Annotated in this window: 10 protein-coding genes; 5 read left to right on the top strand and 5 right to left on the bottom strand. The window is 65.3% G+C overall.

The genetic code is table 11. The annotated features are described in order from the left end of the window. Window positions 1-324 precede the first annotated feature (324 nt). From EP7_RS04610 to EP7_RS04590, 5 genes are all read left to right on the top strand, one after another. Entirely contained in the window at window positions 325-1,692 is a 1,368-nt protein-coding gene (locus tag EP7_RS04610) for a DUF5009 domain-containing protein (protein WP_463526420.1), read from the top strand. 85 nt (window positions 1,693-1,777) lie between these two features. Next, on the top strand, window positions 1,778-2,698 hold the full coding sequence (locus EP7_RS04605; protein ID WP_463526419.1) for a beta-propeller domain-containing protein: 921 nt from the start codon (window positions 1,778-1,780) through the stop codon (window positions 2,696-2,698). Between the two features lie 137 nt (window positions 2,699-2,835). Continuing rightward, entirely contained in the window at window positions 2,836-3,207 is a 372-nt protein-coding gene (locus tag EP7_RS04600) for a hypothetical protein (RefSeq protein WP_463526418.1), read from the top strand. A 183-nt stretch (window positions 3,208-3,390) separates the two neighbouring features. Continuing rightward, a complete protein-coding gene (locus EP7_RS04595; protein ID WP_463526417.1) occupies window positions 3,391-5,004 on the top strand; it encodes an efflux RND transporter periplasmic adaptor subunit in 1,614 nt (537 codons plus the stop codon). A gap of 25 nt (window positions 5,005-5,029) precedes the next feature. Next, window positions 5,030-8,182 (top strand): efflux RND transporter permease subunit, encoded by a 3,153-nt coding sequence (locus EP7_RS04590; protein WP_463526416.1) that lies wholly within the window; start codon window positions 5,030-5,032, stop codon window positions 8,180-8,182. A gap of 54 nt (window positions 8,183-8,236) precedes the next feature. Here the strand turns inward: EP7_RS04590 and EP7_RS04585 are convergent, their stop codons facing one another. From EP7_RS04585 to EP7_RS04565, 5 genes are all read right to left on the bottom strand, one after another. Next, on the bottom strand, window positions 8,237-9,280 hold the full coding sequence (locus tag EP7_RS04585) for a DUF1559 family PulG-like putative transporter (RefSeq protein ID WP_463526415.1): 1,044 nt from the start codon (window positions 9,278-9,280) through the stop codon (window positions 8,237-8,239). A gap of 267 nt (window positions 9,281-9,547) precedes the next feature. Further along, window positions 9,548-10,252, bottom strand: coding sequence for an ABC transporter ATP-binding protein (locus EP7_RS04580; RefSeq protein ID WP_463526414.1), 705 nt, complete (start codon window positions 10,250-10,252; stop codon window positions 9,548-9,550). Window positions 10,253-10,365: 113 nt separating this feature from the next. Then, window positions 10,366-11,181, bottom strand: a complete 816-nt coding sequence (locus tag EP7_RS04575) for a DUF4198 domain-containing protein (RefSeq protein WP_463526413.1) — start codon at window positions 11,179-11,181, stop codon at window positions 10,366-10,368. Window positions 11,182-11,225: 44 nt separating this feature from the next. Further along, window positions 11,226-12,182, bottom strand: a complete 957-nt coding sequence (locus tag EP7_RS04570) for a tetratricopeptide repeat protein (RefSeq protein ID WP_463526411.1) — start codon at window positions 12,180-12,182, stop codon at window positions 11,226-11,228. A gap of 209 nt (window positions 12,183-12,391) precedes the next feature. Further along, complete coding sequence (locus tag EP7_RS04565) at window positions 12,392-13,807, bottom strand: ABC transporter permease (RefSeq protein ID WP_463526410.1); 1,416 nt, start codon at window positions 13,805-13,807, stop codon at window positions 12,392-12,394. Between the last annotated feature and the right edge of the window lie 10 nt (window positions 13,808-13,817).

The following is a 13,817-nucleotide window of genomic DNA, read 5'->3' as shown; positions in this document are numbered from 1 at the left end:
TGGGGAGAAACTCCCGGCGAGGACGGTTGATCCGTGACTTTCGCAAGTGGTGAGGGGCCGATGCGTCGACCTGGTCCAGTACGTCTCAGACTCGGACGATCTTTCGGTTTCGGCGGATGGAGCCGGGAGGGTGAAGAGTGGGAATGACCGTCTGCATCATGCCTTCGGGGCCGCGGCCGAGGTACCATGCTCCCTGACGGGCGCGGAAGTTGGGGACGACATCTCGGTGACTTTCCGATCGCCGGGCCTCGCGCACTGGCGAACTGAGATGCCCCCTTCGCCTGGCGGATTCCCGCCCACGATGCCTCGATTCGAGGGATGGATATGACGACGATTCCGGCGAAGATGGACGAGCAAGACGTGGACCGCGGGCCGGTGGTGGTCCTCGACGCACCGCTCACAGGCGTGAGGCCGGGGCTTCGAGTTGACTCTGTCGATGTACTTCGCGGGCTGACCATCTTCCTGATGATCTTCGTCAACGACTTGGGACGCGCCGCGCCCTCGTGGCTCCACCATATCAGGCCGCCCAGGGCCGATGGGATGACCTTGGCGGACATCGTCTTCCCGTCGTTTCTGTTTATCGTCGGGGTCTCAATCCCGCTGGCATTCGAAAGGGCCGCCGAGTTGGGCGCCTCTCGTTGGCAACAGCTTCGACACATCCTTGGCAGGTCCGCCAGCCTTCTGCTGCTGGGCGTCATCGAGCTGAATCATGACGACGACACGACGCTAGGCGGCCGTATCTGGGGCCTGCTCGCCTTCCTCAGCGTGATCCTGGCCTGGTGCTCCCTGCCTCGAAACCACGGCCCGAAGCGGAACATCCTACTTGGCCTGAAAGTGCTGGGCGTGGCGGGCATGATCGGCTTGCTGGCGATCTACCGGCGCTCGCCAGAGTCGACATCACTGCCATTTTACGGGGCCGTGGACGGCTGGGTCTGGCTCCGGACCTCGTGGTGGGGCATCCTCGGCCTGATCGGCTGGGCCTATCTGACAGTGGCGCTGCTGACCCTCCTGATCGGTTCTCGACGCGAGTGGTTGATGGGCGCGATGGGCCTGCTCATGATGTTGCACCTGGCGACCCACGACCGTGGTCTGTTCGACCGGGTCGACGACAAGGCCTGGCTCGACCCAGTTCGAGGCGCGGTCGACCTGCTCGCGCGAGGATTCGACGGGATTCAGGGGTACGTCGGGCTGGGCGACGCGACCGGCTCGCTCGCCGCGGTGACAATGGCCGGGTGCCTCCTCGGCTCGATCCTGCGTCGAGATAGCACCGTCAGGTCGCACAAGGAACGGATCGCCTGGGCTTCGACGTTCGTGGTCGGCCTCGTCCTTGCCGGAGCACTGACCGACACGTTCGAAGGAATCAACAAGATCGGCGCGACACCGACCTGGTGCTTCTGGTCGGCCGCGATCGCAACATCGGCCTGGATCCTCCTGTTTGCGATCATCGACGTCGCGGGGTTCCGCGCCTGGACATTCCTCTTCCGGCCGGCCGGCGCGAATCCGCTGCTCGCCTACTTCCTCCACCCGATCACCATCTGGCTCATCGGACTCGCCGGATTCGGATCGGCCATTCTCGGCTACACCGGGTCGCCAGACCCCTGGGCGGTCGTCGGAGGATCGGCGGCGATGGCCGTCTTCGTCTGCGGCGCGGCGGGGTTGCTGGCCCGACTCGGCCTGCGGGTCCGACTCTAGGCCCGGGGTCGTGCGGGTGTTCGCCACTCTCGTCGGGTATCCTTCGGGGCGTGCACGATCCGTCTTGTCAAAAGAGAACGCTCCGATGGCGAATAGACCCATGTTCAGGCCGATGCGGACACTTCTCCTCCTGATCGCCGCCTCCACGGTCCCTGCCTTGGCCGAGGATCCGAAGCCGATCCGCCACGGCTTGCTGGCAATGGGCGGAAAGACGTACATCCTTGATGCCGACGGTCATGCGACCTGGACCTACCCACGCCCATCTCGCGACGGCTGGGTCTTGCAGGGCGGCAACCTTCTGCTTGCCCTCAACAAGAACGCGGACGAACCCGGTGGCTCGGCGGTCGAGGTCACGCCCGACGGCAAGATTCTCTTCGCGTTCAAGGGGACGCAGTCCGAGGTCAACACCGTCCAGGACGTCGGCGGTGGTCGGATCCTCGTGAGCGAGGCCGGCGATCACCCACGCCTGATCGAGGTCGACCGTTCGGGGAAGGTGGTCGTCGAGGTGCCGTTGAAGGCGCAGACAAAGGACCATCACCTACAGACCCGGATGGCCCGCAAGCTGTCCAACGGCAATTACCTCGTCCCTCAGTTGCTGGATAAGGTCGTCCGCGAGTACACCGCCAAGGGCGAGGTGATCTGGGAAGTTGCCACGCCCGACATGCCGTTCACGGCCATCCGCCTGCCCGATGGGAACACCCTGATCGGATGCACGCTCGGCAACCTGGTCATCGAGGTCGCCCCGTCGGGCAAGATTGTCTGGCAGGTGACGAATGACGATCTGCCCGGTCGACCGATTAACGACGCATGCGGTGTCCAGCGGCTCCCCAACGGGAATACCGTCATCACCAGCCACCATGCGGGCCCGGATGACGTCAAGCTCAGCGAGGTCACGCGCGACAAGCGGCTCGTCTGGACCCATCAGGGCCGGGGAATGCCGGGAATTCACCACTTCCAGATCCTCGACACCGACGGCACTCCCCTGGCCGGTCCGCCGCTTCGCTGAACTTGCCGGGAGACCGTAAGATGGAGAAGCGGGGGGATATCGCCGATGATCAATACGGATGAAGGCCCGCTTGACCGCGATTGGCCCTGAGCTAAGATGAGAGTTGGTTCGTCTTCGAGAAGAGAGGGTCGTCCACGTTGCGTGTCGCCACGATGGTAATCCTGATCGGCATCATCCTGGCCTGTCCGCTGCTCTGCGGGCTGGCCGAGGCCTGCCATGATGCGCATCAGGAGCACGCCTCTGGAAAGGCGGACGCACCGGCCCCGGCCCATTGCCCCGAGGAATCGGACGACTGCGTTTGCCGGGGTGCCGTCCAGTCGCCCGACGTCCGCGTCCCCGACCTGACCTTCGCGATCGAGTCCCACTGGCTGGACGAATTCTCATTCGGCCCCGCCCGGCCCCTGCCCCACCCGCACGCAAACCTGACCCCCGATGGCTCTCCCACGGGCCTCGCGGGCTGGGGAAGCTCGTCGACGGTGCGGGCACTCCTCCAGAATTTCCGCTGCTGAAATCGGGCGAGGCAGACCTTTCGGGACACTCTTCGGACTTACTCCGCAGACTCCTCGAGCACGCCCCCGCGGGCGCACGGTCAATCCCCCATTCATTCAGATCTGAGCCCGTCACGTCCCGGATCATTCCGGGGTGAACGGCGTCGGTCTCGACCGTTTCTACCAGCAGCGGGAGTTCGTTTGATGAAACGCCCATTGATTCTTGGGTTCGCGGCTGCGCTCGTCCTCACGACCGTGTGCGTCGCGATTTCTGTTCTGCGACCGGGCTGGATGCCGGTCCAGGCGCGGATTGATCCCGCTCGCCTCCCCTCGTGGGCACGTCCGATCCCTACGGCGACCAAGGCGGAGGACGCCGGCCTGTTCTGCAACGAACACGGGGTGCCGGAGAAGTTCTGCACGATCTGCCACGTTGAACTCCAGAAGACACTCATGCTCTGCAAAGAGCACGGGAATATTCCCGAGGATATCTGCACACTCTGTCACCCCGAGGTCGAGGCGAAATACAACCTCGTCATTTGCAAGGAGCATGGGCTCCCCGCAAGCTTCTGTTACAAGTGCAGCAAGGGGCCCTCCGCGTCGTTGATCCAGCCGGACGACGGCTGGTGTGCCTTACACGGCAAGCCCGAGTCGCTTTGCGCGGAGTGCCTGAAGGCAAAGGCCGAAGGTAAGCCGTTCCCGGTCACGACGAACGGTACCGACAAGGTTTGCCGAGACCCGCTCCCCACGGTCCGGCTCGCTTCGACGATGCTCGCCACCAAGATCGGGATCCGTACGGCGATCGTCGGACAGGAGACGCACGCCCATCAACTCGTCGCGAACGCCGAGACGGCCTATGACGCCAACCATTACGCGGAAGTCAGCCCCCGGGTGTCGGGCTTCTTGCGTGAAGTCAGGGCCGACCTCGGCCAGAAGGTCGTTCAAGGTGAGGTACTCGCCGTCGTCGACTCGGCCGAGGTGAGCGCCGCCAAGGCCCAGTTCCTCACGTCCCAGTCCGCCTTGAAGCTCGCGCAAGCCACGGCCGAGCGGACGCAGGCGCTCGCACGTACGGGGATGGTCGCGGGCAAGGCCGAACTCGAAGTCTCGACCGCGCTGCTCCAGTCGCAGGCGACCACGATGGACGCCGAGCAAAGGCTCAGGAACCTCGGGTTCGGCGACCCGGATCTCGCCGAGATCCTCAAGGCCAAAGATACGAAAAACCTCCTCGACGTCGCGTCGCCCATCGATGGGACGGTGGTCGCGCGACATGCGGTGAAAGGCGAGTCCGTGCTGGCGACGGCCCAGTTGTTCGCGGTCGCGGACACGTCTCGAATCTGGCTCTGGATTGACCTATACGAGGGCGACATTCGCAAGGTGAAGCCCGGCCAGGCCGTGAGCTTCGTCATCTCCGGCGAGAGCCCGGGGGAAGGGACCGAAAACCTCGGCGTGGTAACCTGGGTGGGCGCCGAGGTCAATGCACAGACCAGGACCACCCGAGTCCGGGCCGAGCTCTCGAACGCAGGCGGCCAGCTCAGGGCGAACCAGTTCGGCGAGGCCGCGATTCAGGTCGCCCCCGAACACCAGGCGGTGATCGTCCCGAAGGATGCCGTGCAACGGAAAGACGGCGTGGAAGTCGTCTTCATCCCGCAGGGCAATGCCACCTACCGCCCGCAACGTGTCACGACGAAGCCGACTGATCACTCAGACATCCTCGAAGTGACCTGGGGCCTCACGCCCGGCCAGACGGTCGTGACCAAGGGAGCATTCCTGCTCAAGACCGAGATCATGAAGGGGGCCATCGGGGCCGGTTGCTGCGAGTAACCGGGCCCAATGGGAGACCTTCGCGATGCTCAATGCACTGATCGACTTCAGCCTCAGGAATCGGTTCGTCGTCATCCTGCTCTCATGCATCCTCGTGGCGCTCGGAGTGCGTGCCGCGGGCGAGCTGCCGCTCGACGCCTTCCCCGACACGACGCCGGTTCAGGTGCAGATCAACACCGTCGCGCCCGAGCTTGCCCCCGAGGAAATCGAGCGTCAGATCACGTTCCCGGTCGAGCAGGCCGTCGGCGGCCTCAAGGGCCTCGAAGAGGTCCGCTCGCTCTCGAAATTCGGCCTCTCGCAAGTGGTCGCCATCTTCGAGGATGGCACCGACATCTATTTCGCCCGCCAACAAATCAACGAGCGCCTTGGCGAGGCGCAACTCCCTCAAGGGGTCGAGAAGCCCACGATGGGCCCGGTCGCCACAGGGCTGGGTGAGGTCTACCACTACTTCCTCTCGAGCAATGTCTACGACCTGACCGAGCTGCGTTCCCTGCAAGACTGGGTCGTCCGGCCCAGGCTGCGGCGTGTGCCAGGGGTCGCCGAGGTGAACTCCTGGGGCGGATTGGCCAAGCAATTCGAGGTGCGGGCCGAACCGGCCAAGCTGGCCAAGTACGTGCTCACGCTCGACGACGTGATCCTCGCCTTGAAGGAGAACAACAAGGACGTCGGCGGTGGCTACGTGGTCCGTGCCGACGAGTCGAGCCTGATCCAGGGGGTCGGCCGTGCCCGTACTCTGGAAGAGATCGGCAAGATCGTCATCACGGCGCGCGACGGCGTGCCGATCCGGATCAGGGACGTCGGCGAGGTCGACATCGGCCACATGATCCGCCGCGGGGGGGTCACCGCGAACGGCAAGGGCGAGGTGGTCCTAGGGCTCGCGTTCATGCGGATGGGCGAGAACTCGCGCGACGTGACGATGGCGCTCGACCGCGCGATGCGTGAGGTGAAGCTGACGCTTCCCGCGGGCGTCAACGTGACGGTCGCCTACGAGAGGACGCATCTGGTCAACCAGGTGCTCATGACCGTCGAGCGGAACCTGGCCGAGGGGGCCCTGCTCGTCATCGCCGTGCTCTTCGCATTCCTCGGAAACCTGCGTGCCGGCCTGATCGTCGCCTCGGCGATTCCGTTGTCGATGCTCTTCGCCGTCACGATGATGGAGCGAATCGGCATCGCGGGGAGCCTGATGAGCCTGGGTGCGATCGACTTCGGGCTCGTCGTCGACAGCTCGGTGGTGATGGTCGAGAACTGCGTCCGCCACCTCGCGCACGACCGCACGGATCGCCCCAAGCTCGACATCATCCGCGACGCGGCCGTCGAGGTCCGCAAGCCGACCCTCTTCGGCGAACTCATCATCATGATCGTCTATCTTCCCATCCTCACTCTCCAAGGAGTCGAGGGGAAGCTCTTCCGGCCGATGGCCCTGACCGTGATCTTCGCGTTGCTGGGCTCGATGATCCTCTCCCTGACACTCATGCCCGCGCTGGCCTCGTTGGGGCTCAAGCGGAGGACATCGGACCGGGAGACGTTCGTCGATCGGCTGGCCCACGCGTTCTTCAAGCCCCTGCTCCACCTCGGACTCCGGTTCCCCAAGGCAACGCTCGCGTTCGTCGGAGCCCTCACCGTCGCCACGACCCTGCTCGGCTTCAGCCTCGGTTCCGAGTTCGTCCCGCGTCTGAACGAGGGGACGATCGTCATCAACACCATCCGGCTCGCCAGCGTGAGCCTCGAGGAATCGCTCGAATATGGCGGGCGCATCGAGGCCATGCTCAAGGAGCAGTTCCCCGACGAGATCGACACCATCTGGAGCCGGACCGGGACGGCCGAGGTCGCGACCGATCCGATGGGGTTCGAAGTCACCGACGTCTACATTTCCCTCAAGCCTCGGGCGGGCTGGAAGAAGGCGAAGGACCAGGATGGGCTGGTCGCGGCGATGGCCGAGGTGACCGGGACCCTCCCCGGCATGCGGGCCGTCTACAGCCAGCCGATCGAACTGCGCATCAACGAGATGGTCGCCGGGATCAGGGCCGACCTGGGCATCAAGCTCTTCGGCGACGACCTGGAGGTGCTTAAGGAGAAGGCCGCCGAGATCGAGCGAGTCGTGAAATCCATCCCGGGCGCGGCCGACGTCTCGACCGAGCAGATCAGCGGCCTGCCGGTGCTCCGCATCGAGGTGGACCGCGACGCCCTCTCTCGCTACGGCATTGCCGCGAGGCAGGTGCTCGACACCATCAACGCAGCGGGCGGCATCAAGGTGGGCGAGATCCTCGAGCCGGGCAGACGCTTCCCACTTGCCGTCCGGCTGCCGATGGCCTATCGCAACGACCCGAAGGCCCTGGAAAAGATCCTGATCCCGACCGCGACCGGCCAGCGACTCCGGCTCAGCAAGCTCGCACGATTGGAGGAGACGACCGGCCCGTCGACGATCCAACGCGAGTGGGGCCGGCGCCGGATTGTCGTCCAGGCGAACATCCGCGGAAGGGACATGGGCTCATTCGTCGAAGAAGTCCAGGCGCGGGTCGCCTCGGAGGTTAAGCTTCCCGAGGGTTACGACCTCGGATGGGGTGGGCAGTTCGAGAATATGAGGCGTGCCGAGAAGCGGCTCTACATCGTCGTCCCGCTGGCCCTGGCCCTCATCCTGAGCCTGCTCTATCTCACGTTCAACTCGGTCCGCGACGCCCTGATGATCTTCAGCGGCGTGCTCTTCGCGCGGGTGGGCGGGGTCTTCGGCCTCTGGGTCATGGACCTGCCGTTCACGATCTCGGCCGGCGTCGGTTTCGTCGCCCTCGCCGGGGCCTCGATGCTCGAAGGCTTGGTGCTCGTCGCCGCGATCCGCGATCGAATCGCCCAGGGTTTGCCGAAGCGAGAGGCCATTGAGCAGGCGAGGCTCGCCCGCCTCCGGCCCGTCCTGATGACCGGCACCGTCGCGGCGCTCGGCTTCCTGCCGATGATGCTCTCCACCGGCATCGGCGCCGAGGTCCAGAGGCCGCTGGCGACCGTCGTCTTCTTCGGGATGGTGTGCGACACCTTCCTCACCATGTTGGCCCTGCCCGTTCTCTACCTTCTCTTCGGCAAAGGGCCCGACGAGACCCGCCCGACCTGGATCGATCCGGAGAGAATCGGTCTCGGTGCGACCAATCGCGACAACCTGGCCGTCACGGTCGGAGCGGACAATGGATGATCCAAGGTCTCATCGAGGCCGGATGGACTGCCAACTCGCCCGCGCAAGCTCGGGTTAATATGCGTCCGCGGAAATCACCTCGCCGCCTGAGCGTGTCCCCAGAGCACGCCAGGCGGCGACATTGATCGTTTCTCTGATGAACTTAACGCTGCCGTCGCCGAAGAGCTCGTTGACCCCGCCGGGGTGGCGGCTTCGACCGGTCTTCCAGCCGTAGTCGCTGCCGCGGAGGCAGTCATATGACTTGGAATTCGGCGTGTCGTAGTGGGTGTAGAGGGCGTGACGGAAGTCGCCCTGGGCCCAGCTCCCGCCCCTCTGGCCGTTGAAGTAGCCGGACGTGCCCGCCCCGGCGGACTGGCATTCAGCGATGGTCAGATTGACGGCCGGCGCGCTGATGGGGACGGCGACCTGCTGCGCCATGATCTCTTGTGGGTTGATCGCGGACCCTGCCGGGACATTGAAGCCGCCGGGTCCGAGGATGCTCTCGCCGATCATGGCCGTCTGGCTCAGCCCGTCCTGGATCATGGCGAAGCTGATGCCCGAGTTGAAGAAGAAGCATCCGTTGGGGCTGTCGTAGATCGCCGAGCCCCCCGGGAGTCCGTCGCCGGCGCTGGCCATGTAGTTGGCCGGGGCGAATCCGTCCTGGACGTTCCGGCCGTTGTCACTGGGGCAGAGGAAGAGGCCAACCTTGATGCTGAGGATGCTGGTGTTGGCCGGCGCGATGGTGCCGTCCGGCATGTAGACGGGATAGCTGTAATTGAGCGCGCCGAAGATGGCCGTCTGCTCCAAGAACGGTGCGAGCATCGCCAGGGTCGAGTAGCGATAGTGCTCCCCTCCGGAGCCGGTCGGGTACCAGAAGTTGCCCTTCTGGGCGACGATCGCCCCGTAGGGAAGGCGTCCCAAGGTGTCGTGATAGTTGTGGAGGGCGATGCCGAGCTGCTTGAGATTGTTGACGCACTGCATCCGCCGTGCGGCCTCGCGAGCGGCTTGCACGGCCGGCAGCAGCAAGGCGATCAGCACCGCGATGATTGAGATCACGACCAGAAGCTCGATCAGCGTGAACCCGGCCCGGCGCGGTCGACCGCCTGAGTATCCTGGCATCGTGGTGACCTCTCAAGGATCAGTATCAGCGGGACGTGGCGAGCCCGGGACGTTCGATTCAGACCGGAAAATCCTCGCGAGGTCGACAATAACATGAAAAATGACTTCGTAACACCGAGCGAGATCGAAGAATTTTTCACGAGCGTCAGCTCGACAATCGAGTCATTCGCCCGACGCCTCGAGCGCTAGCCCGGAGCGGGACGTTGCGAGGCACGGGCTGGCCGAACGCCGATGTCACCTGGGGCGTTCGAAGTCGTGCCAGCTTGCTCAATCCGTCATATGATCGAGATAGAGCTTCTCGAGGTCGGCATGGCCGATCTCCTCGGTCCGGAGGGTCTCGACGAGCCGGCCGTGCTTCATGATGCCGACGCGGGTGCCGCTCTCCTTGGCGCGGAAGAGGTCGTGCGTGGCCATCAGGACGGCGACGCCTTCGCCGCTGAGTTGCTCGATGAGCCTCGAGAATTCATTGGAGGCCTTGGGATCGAGGCCCGAGGTCGGCTCGTCGAGCAGGAGCGCCTTGGCCTCCTTGGCCAGCGCGATCGCGATGCCCACCTTCTGCCGCATCCCCTTCGAGTACGTCGAGACCCGTCGCCTTGATGCTTCCTCGGACAGTCCGGCGCGGTCGAGGAACTCGGCCAGTTGGGCGCCCGAATAGTGGCCCTTCTCCGCGAGGGTCGCGAAATAGCGGAGATTCTCCAGCCCCGAGAAATTGCGGTAGAGCATCACCTGCTCGGGGATATAAGCGAGAAACCGCTTCGTCTCCAACGCATGCGTCGTGACGTCCATCCCGCCGACGAGACAGGTGCCCGACGTCGGTTGGAGGAAATTCAGGAAGAGGTTGATCGTCGTCGTCTTGCCGGCGCCGTTCGCGCCCAGCAGGCAGAAGATCTCGCCGGGCTCGATCGTCAGGTTGAGCCGGTCCAGCGCGGTCCGCCCATCGTATTCCTTGGTCAGTTCGATCGCCTGAAGCATTGGGGCCGGAGCCTCCTGGGGCGGTCACTGCCCCGCGTCGGCCCGCGAGATTGAGGGCAATCCCGCGGGCCGACGCGGGCCCAGCGTTGATCCGATCTTATCCACGTCTTGGATCACTTGTCGGCCACGGGAATCGCCATCGTGGCCACGAAACGCTCGTTGTCGTAGGACGCACGGACGTCGGGGCTCGACTCGATCAGGTGCAGGACGTCCAGGACCCAGGTGCCCGGCTCGGGCAGGTCCAGGGCGACACGCCCCTCGGAATCGGTTTCGCCGGCGACCTCGGGGATCCCGTCGGGATTCCTCGATGTGCTGGCCGCGGAGAGCTTCACGCCCGCCAGGGGCTTCCCCTTGAAAAGAACGCGTGCACGGACGGACTCATCGGCCGAATAACCGTCCTTCGTGGGCTTCCCCTCCACGACGATTTCCAGGGCATGACCCAGCGCAGGGGTCGCCTTACTCTCCGTGAGATCGTTGAGCACGACCGCCTTCGAGAACTGATAGCTCCGCGCCGAGGCGGTCAGCTTCGCCCCCTCGGGCAGCTTGAATTGATCTTTCGGAAGCCTGGCGAACCGGGCCGCTCCCGAGGCGTCCGTGTAGGCGACGTAGGTGATGGGCAGCCGCGTGACGGCGAGTTGGTAGAGCCCGGGCTGGTCGAAGCTGACCTCGTTGGCGTGGAGCGAAGTCCCCGACGTCTCAAGTGGCTTGGTCGAACCGTCGGGGGCGTGAATCAGGTAGGCGCCGACCTCGTTCCCCGGGATCAGCTCGTCCACGGGTAGCAGGTGCCCGTAGGACAGATAGACGGTGGATTTGAAGCCTTTGACCGAGACGGGCCGTGTGACCAGGACTCGCAAGGTGTGGGCCTGGGCCGCGAGCAAGGGCGTGACGACCAGGAGCATCGGCAAGAGAACGTTCCTGAACATTTTCATCAATCACCTCGTGCCGTCAAATGGATCGGACGATAGGGGAAATCTCAGCGAAGCTCATCGAGCGCCCGACGGGCATCGGGCGCGGCGATCGGGTCGAACGCCGGATTGAGTTCGAGCGAGCCCGTCAGGTGGCGTTTCGCCTCATCCGCCTTGCCTCGCGCCCGGGCGATCATCCCGGCGTGGTACAGGATCGTGGGGTCCTTGGTCCCCAGCCGGATTGCCGATGCAAGGACCTCGGCTGCTCTCCGATCGTCGCCCCGAAGGTGGAAGACCCATGCAAGCGTGTCGATTGAAGAGAGATCGGGGGCATCCGCATGGGCGGCTTCGGCCAGGGCGAGGGCCTCGTCCTGGGTCGCCTTTACGTCCGCAAGCAGAAGGGCGCGGATCCGCCGGTGGGCGGGCTTTCCCGCCGTGAGGCTCAAGGCCCGGTCGAGGTGACGGCGAGCCGACTTCTCGTCGCCACGCGCCCGGTAAAATGCGGCCAGAGCCGCCAGAATCTCCGGATCGTCGGTCCGGGCCGTCACGCCCCGCCAGCTTCGGTCGGCCCTCACGGCATTGCCCTGGGCCGCGTAGACCCTAGCCAGGCCGGAGGTCGCACCTCCCGCATAGAGCCTCGGATCGCGCTCGTCGTGGGGAACATCCAACTCATGGAGCTTCGCGTGCGCCTCGCTGACCAGCGCGATGGCCTTCTGGAACTGATCCTTCGCCAGGTCGAGCCGGCCGGCCCGGAACGCGAGCTGTCCCAGACTGGACTGGGAATTGGCCAGCAGACTCGCCCCATCGGGGTCGTCCGGTACGGGAACCAATTTTCGCCGCGCCTCGACGGCCTCGGTCATCATCGAAATGGCACGATCGAGGTCGCCGCGGCCTTCCGCGACGCGGGAGAGCCCTTCCAGGCGGGCTGGTTCCGCCGAGGCGGGCCCCGGCGTGGAGAGCTTCGCCTCGGCGTCCGCATATCGACCGAGCCCCAGATACGCCCGACCGAGCAAGATCCGAGACACGGGCGACACCTCGGTCGGCGGGCTGGACTCCAGAAGGGCCACGGCCTCGCGAAACCGGGACGCGTCGACCAACGCCGACGCATCTCGTCCCGCCTGGGCGCCAGGCTCGTCCGCCATGCACGGCGCGAGAATCGCGGCAACGAGTAGCCCGGCAGCCGTCCTCGTCCGAATGGAAAATACGCGCATCTCGCTGGTCTCTCCTCGCGTTGTCATCCCTGGCCGACGACCGAAAATCGACGGATCGCCGTTCGACCCAGAAGCCCAACGATCAGCGTCGGCACGATTAAACCGAGCAGGCCGACCCCGACCCGTGCCATGACCGCCGCCAGTGGCTCCTCCCGGAATGAGAACGAAGGGAGCTGGCCAAGGTCCTCGGTACGGATCGGCTCTCGACGTAAAATCCGGGGGCGGAAGTAGTCTCGCCAGCGGCCGTGGAAATCCTCGACCTGATCCAGGAAGTGCCGATACCGGGCCGCCCCAGTCCCGGCCGCGTCCTGGAGCGCCTCCAGAGTCGCGATGGCCGGCGAGGCGAAGCGGAATTTGTCGACCAATGCCTGCTGACGCACGAGCTGGAGTTCGAACCGGCTGAGGACCCCCGCAACCCCCGCCTCGGTCGCGTCCTGCACGGCCAGAGACTGGACGGCGAACTCATTGGCCTCATCGTGGCCCTGGACCAACTCCGGATGTGCGTCCAGGAACTTCGCGCCGAGCTGGGGCCCTTCGGCCTGGGCCCGATCCGAGGCTTCTCGAAGCGACTGAATCAACTCGACGCGTGACGGGACGGGGTATGAGGCCCTCACGGCAACGTTCGCCAGCGCCGGGATGACGCCGACCACAAGCAACCAGATCCCGGCCAAGGCCAGCGCGTTGGTCGCCGACCCTCGGCCCAGCGCGTTGACGGCGACGGCCAGCGCGAACCAGAACGTCCCATAAGCCGAAACGATCGCGATCCAAAGCGATAGCCGCACAAGGCCGTCCGCATCGGTTGGCCCTCGCGCCAGCGTAAATCCGATCAGGGAGACCGCGACGGCGAGGCCCAGCACGGCAACCCCTCGAGCCAGCACCTTCGCCAGCAGGAGTGTTCGCAGCAGGACGGGCTGGGAGAGCAGCAGGACGAGCGTGCCCTGCTCCTTCTCGGCCGAGAGCATGTTGTAGCTGAGCGCCAGAATGACCAGCGGATAGAGCGAGACGACGACGAATCCCAGGTCGAACCGCCCCGAGAGGAGGTGAGTCGGGTTCTCAATCTCGTCGTCGCCAGTTCCCGACTGGCGGCCCGAGGTCGTCACCCTGGAATGATACGGGTAGAGATCGCTCTGTCCGATCACCAGAGACGAGAGCGGACCGGGAGGCATCACAGCCTCCTTCGTCCCGAGCGACATGCCGATCTGATCGGCCGGGACGCCCCGGCTATCGCTGGCCGAGCCCAGCCGCGCCCTCAGCGAATCAAGGCGGGCGGCCTCCTCGCGGCTCACCTCCCTCAGGACCGCTCGCTGGAACGAGGCCCAGGAGGCTCCGTTGTAGACACCGTAGCCGACGACCGTCGCCAGGACCGCGACGACAGCGGCCAGCGTCCGGTCGACCACCATCTGGCGGGCCTCGTGGCCGATCATGCTTCGAAGGGGCATGGCGTCTCTT

The sequence above is a fragment of the Isosphaeraceae bacterium EP7 genome (assembly GCA_038400315.1).
In the GTDB taxonomy this organism is placed as follows: domain Bacteria; phylum Planctomycetota; class Planctomycetia; order Isosphaerales; family Isosphaeraceae; genus EP7.
This window is presented reverse-complemented; position numbering and strand designations above follow the sequence as displayed.